The sequence below is a fragment of the Algoriphagus aquimarinus genome, from assembly GCF_900112005.1.
Taxonomy (GTDB): Bacteria; Bacteroidota; Bacteroidia; order Cytophagales; family Cyclobacteriaceae; genus Algoriphagus; species Algoriphagus aquimarinus.
In genome coordinates, this window is sequence record NZ_FOKK01000024.1 from 1 (window position 1) to 20,339 (window position 20,339).

10 protein-coding genes are annotated in these 20,339 nt (G+C 40.1%); 4 read left to right on the forward strand and 6 right to left on the reverse strand.

Annotated elements, in window-relative coordinates; translation table 11 throughout:
• Positions 1-1,623: hypothetical protein (locus BM291_RS20135; protein ID WP_139229154.1), on the reverse strand; the 1,623-nt coding region annotated here is incomplete at its 3' end.
• A 659-nt stretch (positions 1,624-2,282) separates the two neighbouring features.
• Between BM291_RS20135 and BM291_RS20140 the strand changes: the two genes are divergently transcribed.
• Entirely contained in the window at positions 2,283-2,822 is a 540-nt protein-coding gene (locus tag BM291_RS20140) for a GNAT family N-acetyltransferase (protein WP_092901213.1), read from the forward strand.
• Positions 2,823-3,008: 186 nt separating this feature from the next.
• Positions 3,009-4,460 carry a glycoside hydrolase family 99-like domain-containing protein gene (locus BM291_RS20145; protein ID WP_245786930.1) on the forward strand — a complete coding sequence of 484 codons (1,452 nt, stop codon included), beginning with the start codon at positions 3,009-3,011 and terminating at the stop codon, positions 4,458-4,460.
• A gap of 5 nt (positions 4,461-4,465) precedes the next feature.
• Here the strand turns inward: BM291_RS20145 and BM291_RS20150 are convergent, their stop codons facing one another.
• Both BM291_RS20150 and BM291_RS20155 read right to left on the reverse strand, forming a co-directional pair.
• The gene (locus tag BM291_RS20150; protein ID WP_092901219.1) at positions 4,466-9,817 is read right to left on the reverse strand and encodes a DUF7379 domain-containing protein; all 5,352 of its coding nucleotides are present in this window, start codon (positions 9,815-9,817) and stop codon (positions 4,466-4,468) included.
• Positions 9,818-10,411: 594 nt separating this feature from the next.
• Positions 10,412-10,984, reverse strand: coding sequence for a hypothetical protein (locus BM291_RS20155; RefSeq protein WP_245786931.1), 573 nt, complete (start codon positions 10,982-10,984; stop codon positions 10,412-10,414).
• 123 nt (positions 10,985-11,107) lie between these two features.
• On the opposite strand from BM291_RS20155, the gene BM291_RS20160 reads away from it, so the two are divergent.
• Both BM291_RS20160 and BM291_RS20165 read left to right on the forward strand, forming a co-directional pair.
• Positions 11,108-11,707 (forward strand): hypothetical protein, encoded by a 600-nt coding sequence (locus tag BM291_RS20160; protein WP_139229155.1) that lies wholly within the window; start codon positions 11,108-11,110, stop codon positions 11,705-11,707.
• Positions 11,708-11,711: 4 nt separating this feature from the next.
• Positions 11,712-12,779, forward strand: a complete 1,068-nt coding sequence (locus BM291_RS20165; protein ID WP_092901225.1) for an alpha/beta hydrolase — start codon at positions 11,712-11,714, stop codon at positions 12,777-12,779.
• A 110-nt stretch (positions 12,780-12,889) separates the two neighbouring features.
• On the opposite strand, the gene BM291_RS20170 is transcribed toward BM291_RS20165, so the two are convergent.
• The 3 genes from BM291_RS20170 to BM291_RS20180 form a co-directional block, all read right to left on the reverse strand.
• Entirely contained in the window at positions 12,890-14,791 is a 1,902-nt protein-coding gene (locus BM291_RS20170; RefSeq protein ID WP_092901228.1) for a sialate O-acetylesterase, read from the reverse strand.
• A 187-nt stretch (positions 14,792-14,978) separates the two neighbouring features.
• Entirely contained in the window at positions 14,979-16,727 is a 1,749-nt protein-coding gene (locus tag BM291_RS20175) for a glycoside hydrolase family 9 protein (RefSeq protein WP_092901231.1), read from the reverse strand.
• Between the two features lie 47 nt (positions 16,728-16,774).
• Entirely contained in the window at positions 16,775-20,062 is a 3,288-nt protein-coding gene (locus tag BM291_RS20180; RefSeq protein WP_175499752.1) for a VCBS repeat-containing protein, read from the reverse strand.
• Between the last annotated feature and the right edge of the window lie 277 nt (positions 20,063-20,339).

A 20,339-nucleotide genomic window follows, 5' to 3' on the forward strand; every position in this document is an offset into this window, starting at 1 on the left:
TAATCCTGTAAGATCAACTGGAGTGGTTTCTACTCCTACCGCAGTGAATGTTGATGTATGGGCATTGCCATCATACGTAACACTGTATGGAGTAACCGTGATCACTGCGTCTGCTTTCGCAGCATTCACATTGGCTGTCACCTCCGGTGCTGCATTGTAGTTGTTATTTCCCGCCTGGTTGTATCGAACTACACCTGTTCCTGTTCCACTGGTCATGGTATAATCTGTACCGGAATTGCTCAAGGGAGCTGTACTGGTATAAACTACTGCCAATCCTGAAGTAGCAGTTGCTACAACAGAAAAATTAGTATTATAAATTGCAGTCGCCGGGGATGGAGTTGTTACAGTAATCGTCTGGTTAGCCTTGGTAATAACTCCTGTAGTAGCAAAATCAGCCATACTGTAATTAGCAGCTAGACCACCATTCGTTCCATCAGCAAGGTTGTATGAAATCGTAGTCGCTTTACCTACACCTGCGTCTGCATTAATATAGTTAGTCGCAGAAGATGTAATTACTAAAGTTTCTGTTCCAACTAGACCAGAGACAGTTCCTAACGAGACTGCACCAGTAGCTGGGGAACCATTATATTCTTTTGAGGCTACTGTTGAAGCAGCAGTTAAAGCCTTTTTATTTACAGTCAATGTTGCATTACCATCACTAGTAACATTACCACATGCACCAGTTAGCACTACTCTATATTTTCTCCCAGACAAATTAACACTTGGTTTCGTCAAAGTCAGTGTTGCAGTATTTACTCCAGAGTATATCCCTCCATTGGTAAGTGGTGACCAAGAGCCATTGAATTCTTCCCATTGGAAACCTGTTGCTCCAGAAGTAGTAACACTAAAAGTTGCATTGTCTCCATAAATAATCCCAGCATTTGCTGGTTGGCTGCTTATTGAAGCCGCTGCAGTGATTACTAAATTAACTCCGTTATCTGGCTGATTAGTTACGGGGTCTTCGGACCTTACCCTTATCCTATAACCTGAACCAGTAACTGTACTTGATGGAATAGTCGCATTTATTTCTCTTGCACCGTTCCCTGAAGTATTCATAAGGAAACCAATAATTATAGGAGTTGAAAAACTACCTGATGCATTACTCAATTCCGCATAAAAATCTGCAGTGGTAGGAAATTGACCTCCCCCAAATCCAACGTTTGCGGAAACTGTTTCAAAATTAACAGTTATTGAAATTCCAGCACAAAAAGAAGTTCCAACTACTCCGACATTAGCTATTCCTGCGTCAGTAAACTCAGTAACAGCAACTCTCCCAGAAATTTGCCCGGTTGCAGTCAGCACAAATGCAACTCCTAAGTGATTGTCTTTAATCAAAAACCCATCATAATAGATATCCCCATTCGGATCTGCGATGGCAAAATTATCATGTGAGTTCACACAGGTTTCGGGCTTTGGCGTTTCTTCAAAGGTGAAGTCGACCCGTTCTCCAGGTTCCCAACCTGAACCGTTGATGATCACGTACTCACCAGGAGCATAATCATCCTTGTCTGTCGTAACTGTGGCGGTACCGCCTTGGGCATTTACTGTAAAGGTATTCCCAAGAAAAAACAGGAAAACCAAACTCAACAACCCAAAAACTGAGGCTTTGTATAAATTTTTCATAGGCTATTTTTTAAAAAATCCCACTCAAGCTGTTGACTAAACTCACTTACTAAAAAACACTAGTCCTCAATGGCTTAACTAGAATCACAATTCACGTTTAACAACATAACTAATGAAAAAAATTGTTATTAAAAAACACTTATTTGTAATACAAATAATTTTTAATGCTTTTCATGATAAAAATTTGGAGAATAAATGCTCTTGAAAAATAAAAAAACCCAATAGAGATACTGACACAATACTTTTCTAGCACCCAAAGAATTAAGACAAAATTTTAATCTCTTTGCAAAAATTTTTAATAGAAATGAAAGTGAATTCCTCTTTTCAATAAGTAACGGTTCAAATTAAGCTTGACGTTCAAGAGTTTTCGTTCATTATGTAATTGAAGATTAAAAAGAAAAAATTGTAATCTATGTACAAACTTAGTGGATCTCATTGCCACTTTTTTGTAACTACAACAGTCAGTTACCTTACATAATAACACCGCTTCCATTGCAGGCCGTGGTTTTACTTTTCAATTTCTTTTGATTTGCCTTAGAAATCTATTCACTTTTATTTTGGCAAGACCATCTAAATACATTTCTTTGAATAAGAATTTACTAAGATTACGCGCCCAAAATTGATGTTCATTCTAACATGCCAACCTCTCGCCTACTTCAATGATTAAACTTTCAGAAGACTTAAGTATTCAAAAACTCACTGTTGCAGATCAACCAGAGCTAATTGAATTGATGCAGGAAATCTATATCCCTTCCTACAAGCATATTTGGTCGGATTCAGGGGATTGGTATTTGGAACAAATGTATAATCCCGATGCATTTCAAAAAGACTTAGAAAATCCAAAAAGCCACTATTATTACGTGCTATATGAAGGATGGAAAATCGGTATTTTGAAATACAACTATCCAGAATCGCCCACTTTGATTGATTTCCCAAACTCACTGCATCTTCACCGGATTTATATCAGCAAGGAATATCAAGGAAAAGGAGTGGCGGCCCAACTTATGAAAAGGGTTGAGTCCATAGCAAGAGAACGAGGTTTGAAATACATGTGGTTAGAAGTCATGGACACTCAGCTTCAGGCTCAGCGCTTCTACAGAAAAATGGGTTTTGAGTGGATTTTCACGTATCACTTAGATTACAAAAAATTACTTCCCAAGTATCGTGGCATTCAGATCTTGAGAAAAAGCTTGACCTGATTTGGCGGATTGGGTTTGAGATATAAAACTGATAATCGATTATTTCAGCACGAAGATTGAATCAGTTATTTTTAAGAAAAAGCAACTATGCTCAAATCCATTCTCATTTCCTTTTTTTCAGTAGTCATTGTCACTCTTGTGGTATTTTTTTCAGAAGAAAAGACTGAAACGAAATCAAAACAATTAGTGCAAACTACCAAAATCAGTTTTGCTGATGATTCGGAGGAGAAGGAATTGGTGGGAGTATATTTTATGCCATCATGGAACACCTCACCAAACCCAGCTGTTGATCGCGATAGTTTTTGGTCATGCCTCACGGGTCAGGGCGACTGTGCGAGTTTACAAAATACTGGTGTATGGGGTGCAAAAGGGAGAATCTATAATGCCAGAAATCCCTACGAAGGCCCATTTTTAAACAGAAAACCCATCAAAGAATTGAAGGGATTTTATAAGCGAGATGATCCGGAGGTGATCAAAAAGCAACTCGAATACATGAAGAGCTATGGTATTGACTTTTTTGCTTACAACTGGTTTTATGGACGTCATTATTATTACCATCTAAACTTTGGTCCCCAGTCCAAAATCTACTATCCCAAAGGATGGAAAACAGACACAAATCGTGATGGAAGAGTAGCTGTTCCCGGTTTGGTAGAATGGGGCAACCAACTAAAAGTTATGCTTGAGGTAAATGCCAGTCTTCCAAAGGAAAAGCAAATGAAGTGGGCGCTGAACTGGTGTGATGACAGTAATGAGCGCTGGATGCTCTGGCTGAAAGTAGGAGCTCCCGAAGAAATAGCCCGTAAAGCGAACTACGAAGGCGAAAACCCTGATAAAGCTTTGTACCTCAAAGTACATGAGAAAATCACCCAGCTTTGGATAGATGAGTATTTCTCTCGTGAGGATTATTTGAAGGAAAAAGATGGTCGTCCTATTGTCTATTTTTATTTTCCACAGGATGCTGAATCCCGTGCTGCTTATTATGGATTAACGCTTAAAGACTTACTTGACCTTTCTCAAAAAACAGTCAAAAAAGCAGGTTTGCCTGGCATCAAATTCATCGCAGTGACTGCAGGCCCCATGCTGGAGAATGAACGAGCTTATGGATTACCTACTGAGTGGAAAGCAAAAAACCCTAAAAGACCTTGGGAAGGTGGTGAGTATCAAAACCGTGAATTACTTCAGGAATATGTTCCTCGCTTGAAAAGCATGGGTTTCGAAGGCATGACTGCGTATGTGTATCATAACTTCATGAACAAAAGCAATTTCTCGTATGCAGATATGCGTGAGACCTATAAAGGACATTGGGAAATGTGGTCCGAAAAATTCAAAAACGATCCTGATTTCGAATATCAAATTCCAACTGCAATGGGTTGGGATATGAGACCAGCTGGCGGCACCTGGCCTCAGCAAACAGGAATCCCAAGTGAACCTCAAAAAGATCGCGTACACAGCAACAAAAGGTCTTTTACCGCCATGCTTAAAGAGGCTCAGAAAACGTCGAAAAACTATCGTTCCAGCAACGGAAACACAGTGATGATCTGCTGCTGGAACGAGTATTTGGAAGGTAATTACATAGAGCCTACCGAAGGACACGGGTTCGATTACTTAGAAGCTATCCGAAATGTATTTGGTAACTAAGCCAGTTAAAGAGCTTCTTCAAGAGCTTTTTGGATTTTAGTTAGTTCGTCCTTGACGGAAGAAAAGCCCTCTGTTTTGATATTCTCCAGTAAGACACCTAATATTTCAAAGTGCTCCAATTCTGCTACTTTTTGTCCCTTATTACCAGCCAAATCCCATAGTTTCAAGTATTGATGTGCAATTTCCCCATCCTTGGGTTTGCTAGTACCCAACATAAACTGAGTTAGCATAATATTGGAATAATTAGACATCGCCCAGAAGTCATCTTTCCTTTTAGTGTCTTCATTTATTTCGTCATAAATCTTCTGCATAGCCTTCCTCGCTTCCAAATCAATTAATCGAATGCTGTCTTTGCCTTGTAGTAAACTCTGAATTCGTGCAAGTGTCAACCAATTGGTCAATGGATATGCATCTTTATTTTCTGAAGAAATGCTGGATTCCTTATAGGCGTTGATCGACTGAGCGAGTGCTTCCATGACATCTTTTTGTGATGAGCCTTTGAGCAGATGCATTTTGCGTTTGTACGCACTTCCGATCAAAGACCATCTTTCCGCACTTGCTCCAAAATGATTCCCAAGCCCCTCCAGATCAGTGATTACTTTGTCTATTATTTTCACTGCTTCTTTCAAGTCAATTGTCTTAGCAGCAAATTTTTGAAGGGAAAGTTTGGCTTGAATATTACAGTATTTCTCAAATCCCTTAATAGTAAATTCTGATTTTTTGGATTTCATGAGTTTCTCAAAGCAGTCGCATGATTTCTCATATTCCTGCAATCCAGCATAGATTCCAGCAGATAGCTCCTGTATTTTATCAGTGAGCATATTTCTGTTTTTCATCTTTTCCAAAACCAAATCAATCCGTGTCAGGATGTACTCATGATTATAATTATTGGCACCCATGGATTCCAATGTATTCTGAAACTCAATCTCCACTTCCTCGCTGACCAATAAGTCATCCTCGTTACCTCGTCCCGAACCGTCTTCAGTCAGTTTATAAAAAGGATCTCCATAGCACTGAAAAGCTCCCCAAGTATTGGTTCTATGCCCAAACTCTTCGTAAATCTTCTTTCTTGCCCGCTTGACGGATTCACCAAATGCCAACCCATCGAACATATTACTATAAAACAATTGGGAAAACTTCAGAGCAGCAGCATCGTCCACAGCCCATCCAGCTACGATTACTGCCCTAGCGCCATTGTAAATAAGTTGTGTTCCAATATTAGCCGCAAACTTATTCCTATATAGACTTCCCTCCTCTGCTTTCTTATCTATCAATCCGAGGTAACAGCAATTCACAAAAACTAACTCAGCTGAAGAACTCATCCCTGCTATCTGGCTTGGTGATAAAAAAGTATCATTGCCAATAACCATACCTGTAGAGCGGTTTGGTCCATTTCGGTATACGCCATGACCAGCTAAGTGTATGATTTTATGATTTCTGGAGAAAAGCTTGAGTATAATCTCCGTTGCAGAACTGCTTATTAAGCTTTGTATCTCGTAATCATTTTTCTTAAGAATGCTTACCACAGTTTCTGCTTCGCGCAAAGCACCAGGAAGTTGTGGCATAAACTTATCAAGCATGGGATCACCTACTACCAATGCTGTTTTGGCATTTACCCGTGCTATTTTTTCTCGGAATTGCATGGAAGCTAGCTGTCGAACCATCCCAGTATGAACACAGAGCGGTACCGCATCTACATCTTCTTGGATCATTTCCCAAGGATATTCCGCTGAGGCTACATCCAATATCCAAGAGACATTATTAAGACGCTTCACTTCCTCCTTAAACTGATACGGAATCAATAGCTCAAACATGGTTTTTGCTATTTCAGGTGAATATTGGTTTTCCAATGTCATCCTCTTCAGTAACACCTCAAGCGTTTTATCATGTGCCGGCATATATTCTACCTTCTCACTAGCACCATTTGATGCAATGGACATACGTATCGAATCCTCAAACTCATCCGTCTCTTTTAATTTCAATTCATGGCATACGCTCACTCGTGTCCACCAGTCATTGGCATAGTCATATGGTATTCTCCAGCGTTTGCCTAAGGTGTAGTTCAGTCCCTTCTCATTGAATACTATATTAAACTCCTTACTGTCATCTACTTCTAAGCGCTGGATAGTTTTCAGGATTGAAAGCGCCTTATCATTGAAAATCTCAATAATTTCCACTTCTTCAATCCCTTTGATCTCCCCTTTGTAAACTCTATCTATGCTTTGATTTGCTCGCTGAATACCTAAAATAATCGCACGAATAGAACTCTCAGTAGAAAGTCCCCCATAGGCATTTGCAATAGCTATAACAGAAATACCATTAATAGCAGGACTGCTACCCTCATCCATCGAAGTTCTATTTTCCTCTTCTTTCTTGATAGTCAAGTATCTAGCAACTCCCTTCTCTATGGAATTCATTAGGGCAAAAGAAGAAAGTTCCCCAGGAACCCCTAACCCTACAATCACCCCACCTTTGAATGATCTTTTGGTCAAATCTTCGTTTAGGACAATTTGATTTGTACCAATCGGTCCTGGATATAATCCTAAGCCATGAAGTCTGGTCAGCTCACCATCCAACTGACGGTCAATCGCGAGTTCAGTAGTGAGAATAGCATCGTATTGAAAATGTCCGGCAAGCACTGGATATTTGGCGTATTTCAAATCACCGTGACTTACCGAAACCAGCATAGGTTTCTCTTCATGCCATTTTTCCTCTACCTCTCCCACACCCAAAATGGTGTTTATTACTTTCTCTTCAGAGATGTCAAAAATCTCAGTTTGAGTTGGAGCAAACTCCCGCTCCTCTCCTCTTGATTTTGGAAGGCTATTTTGGAGCCTTTTTGTACTACCATAGATCAGCAAATCTTCTATGCCTGCAAACAGATTCTTTTCCTTGGACAATCCTCCATGCGTGACATTAGCATAGTAAACTTGCTTTTTGTCATGGATATCTTTTGGAATTCCTGAAGCCCAAGTGACACTCTCATCCCCGGAATTGGTAGCATAGAACACCAACTCCCCATCCTCAATACCTAAATTTGATACGGTAAAATTCTTCTTCCCACTTTGTCCGGCGATGTAGGTGATGTTGGAGTAGTCTATAGTATCTATCACCTTCAAAACTTCTTTTTGGTGAGCGCCGAATTCATCAAGAACTCGTTGAGAAGGTATAGGCCAAGAGTCATCTCCAGACGCTCCTCGCATTCTTTCCCATAATTTCCTATCAGAGAAATCATGTCTAGCTTCCTTACTAATCGGTAAGAGATTAAGAATCCCAGGGAAATTGCAGAACACGGCTATCAGTTCCTTGGTGGAATGCTTGATATCTATTTTTCCAAGTAATTTGATCAAGCTATCCTTGCCGAAAAGTACATAAGGAATACGATAGGAACCGCCTAATGGTGAGCCTAAAAATACCGCTCGAAATCCAATGGAATTATTGAGTTTTTGCCAAGTAGCCTTATGATATACCATAAAGTCCCTAACCAAAACCCCTCCCATACTATGGGCTACGATTTTGACAGGTTGATTATGAATCAGAAGTTCTTTTATTTTTTTATCAAAAAGTGCAGCGCTCTCTTTCAGTGGAATTCTCCAATCAAATTGAAAAGTGACTATATCGTAACTGCTGGCTAATTTATCTCCAAGATTTCCATAGGAAGTTTTGATCAAAGAATGAGGTGATAGCTTACTGGGCATAGATGGGTCATAGGCTAAACCCTTCAATTCCCCTTTGATAAATCTCCAATAATTGATCCATAGCAAATCATCTTTCTCGCCGATATTTGAGCCCATAATACCAGGAATCAAGACAGCTATAGGTCTGTTTCCAGATACCTTATCACTTTTATATGCACCAGACTCTATTCCAGCTATTCCTCTTTCTTTATCCGCCAGTTTCAATTCAAATACATCGTTGACCGCCGACAAACCAGAAATCAAAGCTTTTAAGGTATTCGGAGTACAGAAGTATTTAAAATGATTTATGTCCCCACTTTTCTCTATAAAGACGTACACTTTTCCTGAAACTCTTCTCGAACCCCACTTCATGCTTTCGGTGTCTACCACCAAGTCATTTTTCTTCATAAAGAAGAATTTACCCAGAATTACCACGAGTGTCTTAAAGCTTAGTCTCAATTCGCCACTTCCTCCTACTACATATAAAGGAAAGTCTATTTCAATCTCTGAAGCCTGGTAATTCATTGCTTTGATGAAAGGAGATTGTGGATTCATAGCTTCTAATCCAGGCAATACATCCACATCATCCTTACAGGCCACCGCCTCCATAAGGAACTCCTTGAAGGCAACGAAAATGGGATTTCCTACTTGCCCTACTGCCAGTCCCACCAGATTGAAAGTGACGTTCAAGAAGATATTCAGTCGATTTGAAGCTAGAGTGGTGCCGTTTGCTGGACATGCCACCCGCACCATGGATTTAACTTTGATCTTTTTGTTTTTTAGAATTTCATGAATCTTTTGGATCACATCTAGATCTCGGGTTCTTTCATTTGTACTGAAAAGTGCCCTCTCCGTGGAATCAAAACCTGCGGGGCTAGTTGAAAATCTAGCCAACAAATCAGCCAGTAATCCTCCTCGCGAATGACTTAAAAGATCCAACTCAATTCCAGATGGAAGATTTTGCACAAGCTGCAGAATGTTTTCCAATGGACTTGCAGTCAAGGATCTATGCTGGAAGGCAAGCAAATGATTATTACCGTAGCCTTTAATCAAGCTCTTCCACTCCTCAGAATCTTTCAAATCCCCAAAGGAACTTACAGTAGAAGAAGCTGTTCCGTGCAACAAGAGTAAATACCTACTTCTTACTTCCAATTTTGCTTCCCCAGTGGCCTCGTCAAGTTCCAGTGTACTCAATTCTATTTCTGGCGAACAGGCCGCCAAAACTCCATAATCCACTTTTTTAAAATTTTCACCAGTAAAAGCCAACTGCTTATTTTCAAGGTTTATCGCCATTTCCAGCATTTTGGGCTTGATGATGTTCTTTTTCACAAAGACCTTCACCAGCTTAATACCGATCTTTTTGATTATACCCCTGTCCTGCTCATTAGATTCTAATTCATCTGGCAGATAGAGTTCATCTCCGTCTGCGGAACGTTTGATTTTCTGCTGAAAAAGGGTGGTTAAGGATTCATTATCCGCCATCCAGACGGTGTTATCTTCAAATTCAAACTCAACTATCTTGTTATCATCTATTTCGAGAATTTGCTCAGGAATATCCCCTCTGGTGGGATTTTCCACCGTGTATGCTTGGTCCAGTTGGTACAATTCAAATCCCCGATCATCTCCAGTGAGGTAAGAAGAATGATCCTGTCCTTTCAGCTTTATTTTCAAAGTAGCCATAGGTAAAAATTATTAGGTTAATAGTAAAATATCCTTCTAAAGATGAAGAACTACGTACGCTCTTAGCTTGAGATTTTGCCCGATTTTTAAGAGTGAGATGAGAAAAAATCATCTCCGAATTATCAAAAATCAATTAACATTCTAGCCTTAAATGCCAGTGACGCCAATCCGAAAACTCCTTACAAATTAAAATTTATTGGGCACAAAAAACCATAAACACCAAATAATCTGATGCATATGGAATATTAAAAAGGGATTTGGAAAGTATTATCTCGTCAGGCGAAGCAAATTGTCCACAAAAAATAAAATGTGTATTCGGACACCTACACGTATGTTCAATCAGGGACTTGGTTCGACGAGCTCACCAACCGGCGCTTAGCCTCCGGTCAATTTTGGCTTAAAGGGAGAGGGAGGGAATGCGGCGGTGCCGCATTCCCTCCCTCTCCCTAGACTTTAAACTTAAATTCGGTCCCTGAGCGCAGTCGAAGGGAAAGGTATTCAAAATATTATTTTGGTAGGTGCATTCAAGCTAATACACACAAAAAATAAAGTCACATTTACTACTAAATGTTAGGTATTTGAACTTGCAACCTTCTAAAAAGAGTACCCTAGCCCTACCCCAGCGAATAAAGGCCAAAAACCATTGTTGTTGAAGATTGGATTCACATTGACTTTCCACATAAATCCACCATCAGTCGGCACTCTACGGTATCCAAAATTCATTACTCCCATAACGGATGGAGATCCATCTATATCCAATATAAATGATGTTCCTGAATTACTACTTGAGATAGGATTACAGATGTAATTACCGTTTTGATCTGTGTAGCAATTGTTGTAATCATAAACCTCATTCTTAAAGGCAAGGAAAGTGGCTCCAAAACCCATTTCAAAGAAGTGATTACCCTTTCCGTATAATTTATTTACCATTACAGGGAGTGAAAAAAACGAATCTCCTTCCAAGGCATAGCCTCCAAAACCTAGTCGCATTCCCCAGGAATCCATTTTGGTTTTGTCAAAGCGAAAATCATAATTGAAACTATATGGAAGTCCAGGCCCTCCTAATTCTATAAAAATGGCTTGAGTTGCTGGTTTGGTTTCAGTATCCTGAGCAAGTGCGATTTGGCCGCAAAGAAGAAGGCAGAAGGCAAATAGTAGAGCTTTCATAAAAGTTGGTTTAAGATTAATTAATACGAATTAACGCTTTTCGAACTAATTTGATGTTTAGATTTGATTAAATTTTAAACATTATTAGGTCTAACTAGCGCAAAACCAATAAACACATGCTTTATGAGTAACTTTTTGCAAATCAAGCGAATTAAAATGACTGCTGGAATTTTATGTGCTTATCTCACAATGATGATATTTGTCGCCTGCGTAGATCAGCCGGATTTATATCCATTCGGTCAATGTGCTGGGCCAGTAAGTGCTAATGCAACAGATATAAGTATAATCTATGCGCCCTATGTAAACAATAAATATGTTACTGAATCTGACACAGTCAAATTTGCTGATTTCAATTTATATATGAAAATCACTCCTGAGGTAATTTCTGATGTTTCATGGATCTCTAGTTTTCCTGGCGCTGCTTATGCTCTATCCTGTGCACAGTCATTTAATTTCAAAAACATTACTTCAATCAAAGTTTCATTACTTGCTCCTTACGGTGATCTAAAAGCTGGTACGGATATATCTAACCTGATCACGATAAATGATGTCATGAAGTTATCTGAGTTCAAAAACTTTGATAATTCTTTAGCCCAGTATAAACTGACAATCAACACTCAGCCGAGTAACAAAACTCAACTGAAAACCAAAACTATTCTTTCTCTAAAAAACGGAACCGAAAAAGTATTAGAATCAACTTCTCCGGTACTTTTAACAAACTGATCATATGCTACGAAAAATACTCCTAGGCATCTTTGCTGCTGCAATGATTCTCGCAATTGTTTACATGCTGGGGCCAAAGGTGCAACCTCAAGAACTCACAATCGAATTTCCAGAAGTTCCTACTCGGCTGGCTGAACTTCGTAGCTATGTGCAGCAAAGAGAGGACTCTGTGATCGGCCTGAAACAAGGCAATGAAGCCTATATTGTATGGGCTGATAGCATGAATAAGCGGAAAACACCTTATTCTATAGTGTACATCCATGGATTTGGTGCAAGTCCTATGGAGGGAGATCCAGTACATAGATTTCTTGCATCCCATTTCGGAGCTAACCTGTTTGTCACCAGGCTCCCAGAGCATGGAATCAAAAGAGAAAATGGGATGGAATATATGAGTCCACAAGCGTTGGCCAATGCGGCCGGTGAAGCATATCAGATCGGAAAAAGCCTAGGAGATGAAGTGATTGTGGTGGGAACATCAATGGGAGGTGCATTGACTTTACTGTTGGCTAGTCAGCAACCTGACATCAAAGCCGTGGCGGTTTACTCTCCTGCTGTGAGAGATTATGGTGAGAAGCTTTCTGCCTTTTTCTCTCCTTGGATGGAAAAAATGATGGAAATGACGATGATGAAGAAGAAAATGATTCATCAGCCAAGGGAAGGTGAAAAAGCGATGTATTGGTCAGAAGATTACCACATCAATGCCTACGAAAGTCTAGCGATAGTGATGTATAGCAACATGAATGAAAACACCTTCAAAAAAATTAAGCAACCTCTATTTCTAGCATACTATTATAAGGACAATGAAAACCAAGACAGGGTCGTGTCTGTCCCTAAAATGAAAGAAATGTTTGAGGAGATCTCTACTCCTACAGAACTGAAGCGTGAGCAAGCATTTCCAAATGCTGGCGATCACGTGATAGGAAGTTCTATCACCTCAGGAGATTGGGAAGGTGTATTGTTCAGCACAATAGATTTCTTAGAAAATGTAGTGAAAATCCCTGCCAAACCTGAGTTTCAGGAAAAAGTACAGGAACTATTGGAAATACAGGAATCCACTGGGGAAATCAAGTAATAAGGTTAATAGTCGAATGACGATGAACGATTGTCAACAGTACATTTATAACAAAAAGAGGTCATATGTTAAACATGACCTCTTTTTGTTATAAGAAATTATCTAATTGCTCATTCAAATTTCGCTCGGAATGGTACCGCTGGTAAATTCAAATTATTTGTCAAGTTCACTTCAGGATTATCAGCCCAGGCGTAACGAATCTCTCCAGACTCCATTCCCGCTGGCAAGGTAATCTTCACTGATTCCTTGTCCGAGATTGATGCCTCAGCTTGCTGAAAATCTCCTCCTTCTTTTCCTACAATAAATGCTTTCAATGCATCCCCATCTTTCAATTTTAGGCCTTCTCCAACAGATTTGAATTTCAAAAGCAACACATTTCCTTGCCTAATTAGTGAATCAAACTGTGGTCCTGAGGCAAGGTTTTTCTCACCAAAAGCGACTTTTTTAGCTTGTAGCCACAGCCTCTCGCCTACATCCTTTTTGTTTTTGGGGTGAATGTCTCCAGCTTCACCTATATCGATTATTGTCGCCATTCCGGTTTTAGGGAGTTCCAGCGTCTGAGTTTGCGCATCTCTCAAATATGCCCAATCACTCTCTGCTTGTATGTCTTTTCGCTCCATATAATTGGCTAATTGCACAAACAAGAAAGGAAAATCACCCAAGCCCCATGCTTCACGCCAGTTTTTAATCATGGTGGTGAAAAGCATTTTATATTCCTCGTGACGTCCGGCATTGCTTTCTCCCTGATACCAAATAGCACCTTTAATAGAGTAATTAGTGATGGGAACAATCATTGCATTATACATCATACCCGGCATCCAATTGTACCACTCCACCTTAGGGAGTTGAGGCTCAACAGTAGAATTAGAATACTTCCACGCGCCTTCCAAAGAGACTTTATTTCCAGATTCCAGCAAATACATTTCGCCTTCTTGCCCTATTCTTGGTTGATTATTCCAGGTATTGACCGCTCTAACAGAAAGTACATTACTTCCCTTTAAGAGCAAATCACTTGGGATTTCCACATCAGGCATGGCAACGCCCCAGTCTTTGAAATGCAGCAATTTTCCATTTAAGTACACATAAGCCATTTGATCCAAATTCGGCAAATGAAGGGTGACATTTTCAGTATCAGATATCGTAAACTTCTTACGTACCCATGCGATATGTTGCAAGGGATTAGCCTGAGGAAGACTGATACTTCTCCAATTTGAATCGTCATAGGAAATTGACGTTACCTTCAAAACAGCAAGTGAATCCGGTGTTTTCGCCATAGAATCACGTAGTTGGCTATTGGCTTCATTCTCCTTCAGCTTAGCATCCCAACTTTCATTGTTTTTGATGATATCATTAGCCTGTTCATTAAATGAACCTTCCATCTTTGCCAGAATTTCCACATCTGTCCAACCTTCTACAGGAGTTCCTCCCCAGTTGGACTCTATGATTCCTACAGGCACTTTCTTTTCTTCATTATTTCGCTTCGCAAAAAACCAGGCAATAGCCGAAAAATCCTTCAAATTAACCGAATCAGCTACTTTCCATTCTCCTCCTACCACATCGTCTAGCTTCACAGCACTGTAAGATCTTGGGACTTTGAAAAACCGAATCTGAGAGTTTCCTCCTTCGGCAAATTCCTTTTCGGCACCTATAACTTGGGATTTTAGATTCCATTCCATGTTGGATTGACCGCCAGCCAACCAAACATCACCTATATAGACATCATTGATTTTTCGCTTATTTACTTCAAGAACAAAAGGTCCTCCAGCAGGTAGTTTTGGCAGTTTAAGAATCCAAGTACTATCAGGTTCTACAGTTCCACTTGTAATTGCACCCGCCAAACTTACGCGGACATTTGCCCCGGGAATCCCTCTTCCCCAAACAGATATTGCCTCATCTCTCTGCACTACCATTCCATCTCCAAATAACTTAGGCAGGGATACCTGTGATTCAAATTTTGAGGACTCGCAGGCAAAAAGGATAAGAAGGATAAATAGTTTCCAGGTATGTTTCATAGGGCTAGGTTAATCTTATGGGAAATTGCCTAAAAAATCTGAAACATCTAAGGATAATACCATTCGTTATGAAGCTAGTAGCAGATTTTCCATGATTTATCCAAAGGAAGACTTTAGGTGAAAGCCCGAAGCCTTCCTTTTGGTCTCAGCGCATGGTACCCGGGCGATATCGAAGGCAAATCGAAACTTACTGATTAATGGCTTCTAAGGAATTTGCTAAATAAGCAAAAGGAGCATTCCAGTTGATCGCAATTTCGTTGGAAGCATAGCTGCAGCTTTCGTCAGTATAGGACTCATCAGCAAAGGAACTGCTGTAAGTACATCCATCTTGTTGACCAGGGTTTGGTCCACCAACGATAAAACCTGGCAAAGGCGGTAAATCAGGCCTTGATACAGCCAATCTATGATGAGGATGTAGCGGAGTTTTACTTCCAAAGCCCGTGACATAAGAATAGCCTGTAGCATTTCTGCCTAATATATAATCCAAATTATCAAAGGCACCATCCAAAAATGCACGCTCACCACTTTGCTTATAAGCATATAGCAAGAGTATCCCTTGATTGGCAGCTACAGCATTTGAACCCCATTTAAAATTGGTCGCATTTGTCTCAAGCGGACTTTGAAATGCTGTTGAAGCAACTCCTTCTAGTTGTGTTCTGGCACCAGAAAGTAGATTTATTTTAAGAACTGCCATCCACTCCTGAGGAAAGAGAGTTATGCTGTCTTGGTGTCTGAGTAAGGAATAGTAACCTAGCCAAGAGACTTGATTCCAAGATGGGAGTTTAAAACTCTGATCTGCATCTGCCAATTCTTCCCAGTAAATCAAGTTATGCGTTGTGACAAATAGCTCTGAGGCAGCCCAAATACGTTCATCTGCCGCACTAAAGTCTCCATAGGCGCCCGTCACTACATCTGGATCAAAAGCCTCGTTCATTACATTTTGGTTGTACAGCACTTCGGGATTAACTTTCGCCCAGTTCCATGCCTTTTCAGCAGCTTTCAAATAGGTTACTGATTCTTCAGGATAGTAGGATTTGTAAACACGGGAAGCTTGCGCCATTACTGCAGCAAAATCCAATGTTGCGGTGGTGCTTTTCGCTACCATATATCGCTGCGAAACAGCCAAATGCGGCTCTACCATTCCTTCAAATTTGGCAGTGGTAAGCTTATGATAAACTCCTCCATCACCCGCGTCCTGCATGGTGATCATCCAATCCAGATTCCATCGGATCTCATCCAATAAATCCGGAATCTGATTTCCCGACTCAGGAATATTCAATTCCAGTTTTTGAAAATAACTTGGATAATCCTCGTAAAGAGATAGAAGTGTCCCTACTGTGATTCCAGAGTTTACCACGTATTTATTGTAATCACCAGCATCATACCATCCAAAAGGCGAGGACACCAAATGCCCTGCCTTCCTAGTATCTGAAGCCGCCGAGGGATGAATCATCACTTGATCGTCTGGATGTCCAGGCTGTCTTGCCCAGATCCCTGCATGAGCTTTATCCAATTCAATCCCCGCACGCTGGAAGTAGAATGCTTTAATGCTAGCTTTTCCTAATTGTTCATTCACCTGCTCAGCAATCTCAAATGGGTACGATTTACTTACTCCCGTCAACACAAGGACAAACTTACCCGTTTGGGAAAATTCAGAGAAATCAGCCACTCTAGTATTTTGGCCAGAAAGTGTCTTAGTGGTCTGTTTAGCTAATTTACCTTCGAAGACTATATCCTTTTTATCCATATCCCAAATCACAAAATCTTCTGCATCTTCGTGATTTAAGATAATAGCGATTTTTTGTTGATCAGGGTAAAAGCCAATCTGATTAAGACGAATTGATTCATCAACAGGTAGATTTGCATCTATCATTGGAGCTTTACAAGCCCACTGTATCAAAAGCAAACCAAAGAATATTAAATTCTTACTTTTCATATTACTTAACAAGTTGAATTTCAATTTTTTACTAGTAAATACTTTAATCAATACGCGTACTTAAAAACACCATTATTCGGTACACCTATCCAGATTAGATTACCGATTGTTACTACAGCGCTAATATTAGATCTAAGCTGAAGTCCTGTCTTATTCGGTTCAACAAGCTCCCATATTCCTTGAGAATTCTTATGTAGCACCCAACCTGGGTTTGCATCTAGCCTTCCGATTTTTAGTCGAGCATTTTCTTGATTTCCGAGAAGTAACAAATCAAAACCTTGGTCTGACTTCAAAGCAGCAATCGCCTGAATTGGGGAAGATTGAACAAGAATTGGTAAGCTTACTTCCTCGAAAACACCAGTCCTTAAAGTGTACATTTTGGTCTCAAGTGTTTGAGCCTCCACCCTCTTTGCTTTTTCTAGCTCTTGTGGAGTGAGAATATCCTGAATTTTTGCTTTGGAGAACTTTTCATGAGCCGGGAAAAGTGCCTTCTTTTTATATAGCTGAGCTGCGAGCTCGTCTCGGGAAAAGAATGGAAACTCTTCGCCCATCACAGGAAAAGTCATGAGTGGGTCGATGGATCCGTTAGCATCAAAGTCTTCATAATAGATCCGAACTGGATTGTTTGAGTCAGATTGCAACCGTGAATTCAAGCCCCAATTCCCAGCTAGCAATTCAGGATCCCCATCTCCATCCAGATCCTGAATGAGAATAGATGACCATAGACCTGATTTTCCTCCAGGTAAAAATTGCTCTGAGCGATCTTGAATCTTCCCATCAATTAAGCTTAGGATTCGGATTCTATCAAACTCAGATGCTACGATCAACTCATCCAATCCATCTTGGTCTAGATCATAAGTTTGGGAAGCTTTTACTCTGGAAATGTTTTCAAGAGAAATCGGTGAGAATGTGCCATCACCACTATTGATCCAAACTTGACTTGAAACAGATTCCGGCCATCTTCCAGGTACATATCCTGAACCAACAAATAGATCTTCCAGTCCATCTCCATTTGCATCCCATGCGATTACATTCTCTGAAGGAAGTATACCAAAATCCATTTTAGATTCGATAAAAACTCCTTTTCCATCATTAATCAAAAGCACATCTTGCTGTCTGACATCTCCTTTTTCCAAATCGAAGTATCCGCCTTTTGCAACGTAGAGATCCAAATCTCCATCTCCATCCGCATCCAAAGCCGTAATGGAAGTGATCGTATGAGAGTCAGAACTGTATAAATTATTCTGAATTACATCTGATGAGCTGTACTCTTTTGGAATAGTATAAATAGTTGATCCGTTTGAGATAATGACTTCAGCAGATCCATCACCTTTCAAATCAGCGAAAACCATAGAAATTTTTTCCTGAGACAGGGTATAAAGCAACTGAGACTGCCGCTTGAAATCATTGGGAAGTACAGCTTTTGAGCTGATTGTATACTGTTCTAGCTGAGTGAACTTGTATAGCTTTAGATTTTCTTCTAAAACTTCATTTACAGCCTCAGCTTCAATTAATTCAAGAACCTGATTCACTTCAGGATTCTTAATTCTTGTGATTTTTCTGTTTTTCCAACGAACCTCCACCGAATCCACTTTCCCTTCTCCCAAACCAAAGTGCATGATGGCACTCACGTTACCCTGATAGCCCTTGTAAATCTGCTGTTCCTGATAGTTGAGTAGGCCATTTTGATAGACAATTACTTTAGCTCCTACTCCATCAGCATTTCCTCCCAAGCCTTTTAGTCTAAGCTGTATGTAATTCGAATTGTTAGTTTCCGAAGTTCGGTTTTTATAAATCTGCGCAGGTTCATTCAGGTTATTGATCACCAAGTCCAAGTCCCCATCCTGATCCAAATCCGCATAAACTGCTCCATTTGAATTTCCAGGATTATTCAATCCCCAACTTTCAGATTGATTTTCAAATTGTATTCCGTTGATATTTCTAAAGCCATAATTACCAACTTTTGTAGCTGGCATTTTCTTGATCAATTCATTGATTCCTGTGGCTGTCACCTTAGAGTTTTGAAGGTATTCATTTCTATAATTGATGAAATCAAGGTTGGTAAAGTCCTTCAAAAACCCATTGCTGACGAATAGATCTGTAAAGCCATCGTTATCAAAATCAGCAAATAAAGGCGCCCAACTCCAGTCTGTAGCACTTATTCCAGCCAGTTGACCAATCTCCGAGAACGTCCCATCACCAAGATTCAGCTGCAGCATATTTCGCATCAACTGATGATGAAGTCCAGCCTTCAGAAAGAGGTTGTAATGCTCGTAATTCTCAGGTGAGAAAAGCAACTTTTGTCGTGCATTGTCTTCCGGAAGCATGTCCAGACTGATCAAGTCAAGTTTACCATCTCGATTGATATCAGCAGCATCCACTCCCATCGTGTATAGACTCGTAAGGCCGATCGCCTCTTTCACCTGATTGGCAAAAGTGCCGTCACCCTGATTGATGTATAAATAGTCTGGAGCGGAATAGTCATTTCCCAGATATATGTCGGGAAATCCATCTCCATTAAAATCTGCGATAGATGCACCCAAACCATAACTTAAACCTGTTTGGGTAAGCCCTGACTCAGCGGTTCGGTCATTGAAAACTCCGTTTTCATTTTTGTAAATCTTGGTGCTGCTCATCGAATCAGCTGTGTTCAGCATTGCTTCGAAAGCATTGATGTTTAGGTTATTGAAAAGTCTAGGGTTATGATTTAGCAGGAGCATATCCAAATCACCATCCATATCTAGATCAGAAAAATATGCGGCGGTACTGAAACCTGAATCATCCAATCCATAGTCTGCAGCCATTTCCTTAAAAAATGGAATTCCCTGTCCATCCAAGCCTTGATTGACAAACAATTCATTTCTTCGCTGCTTTGCTGGTAAATCTCCAGAATAGCAGACGTAAATATCTTTTAGCCCGTCACCGTTGATATCAACGATTGCGGTGCCAGTAGTCCAAGCATTGTCTTTGCCCGTGGTGCCTGTAGCCAAGGCAATGTCTCTAAATTTCAGGTTTCCCTGATTCAAAAAAAGCTTGTTTTGGCCTTGATTGGCCGTGAAATACAAATCTTCCAAACCGTCATTATTCACATCCCCAACCGCTACACCTCCACCATTGTAGAAGTATTGATAGGTAAGTATATTGGCTGTCTCGGTTTCTTGAATTTGATTGGTAAAAGTGAGCTGAGTAGAATCTGGGCTTACCAACTCAAAAAGTGTTGGTGTCGCTTCCTCACTTTTTTCCTGACAACCAGCAAATAAGAATACCGCTCCCAGCAAGATGACTTGGAGTGATTTTACTGGTTTGTTGTTTGTAAATGTGAGTTGGGGGTTCAAGCTCAGTGTTTGATTAAATTTTTGGAATACCATCAAGAAATTCTTCAATACGAGGGTAAGGAAAACATCTCGCTCTTTTAAAATTTTAATTCTGTTCATCTCCATTAACCCAGACCTCTAGGCTGGGCTTTGTTATTATGGGCTTTCATCCCCATTTCTAAAAGGAAAATCTGTAATATATCATTAACAGCATTCTCCGCGCATTAATCGGTTAGTGAGCCTGTCGAAATAATGCGATAAGACTGGTTTTAGAAAAAATCTCCGAGGTAAAACGCTT

What these genes read in the sequence shown, in the direction of transcription:
- BM291_RS20170 (WP_092901228.1), bottom strand. Translation starts at nt 14,791, where the DNA reads ATGAAACATACCTGGAAACTATTTATCCTTCTTATCCTTTTTGCCTGC.
- BM291_RS20175 (WP_092901231.1), bottom strand. Translation starts at nt 16,727, where the DNA reads ATGAAAAGTAAGAATTTAATATTCTTTGGTTTGCTTTTGATACAGTGG.
- BM291_RS20155 (WP_245786931.1), bottom strand. Translation starts at nt 10,984, where the DNA reads ATGAAAGCTCTACTATTTGCCTTCTGCCTTCTTCTTTGCGGCCAAATC.
- BM291_RS20150 (WP_092901219.1), bottom strand. Translation starts at nt 9,817, where the DNA reads ATGGCTACTTTGAAAATAAAGCTGAAAGGACAGGATCATTCTTCTTAC.
- BM291_RS20140 (WP_092901213.1), top strand. Translation starts at nt 2,283, where the DNA reads ATGATTAAACTTTCAGAAGACTTAAGTATTCAAAAACTCACTGTTGCA.
- BM291_RS20160 (WP_139229155.1), top strand. Translation starts at nt 11,108, where the DNA reads ATGAGTAACTTTTTGCAAATCAAGCGAATTAAAATGACTGCTGGAATT.
- BM291_RS20165 (WP_092901225.1), top strand. Translation starts at nt 11,712, where the DNA reads ATGCTACGAAAAATACTCCTAGGCATCTTTGCTGCTGCAATGATTCTC.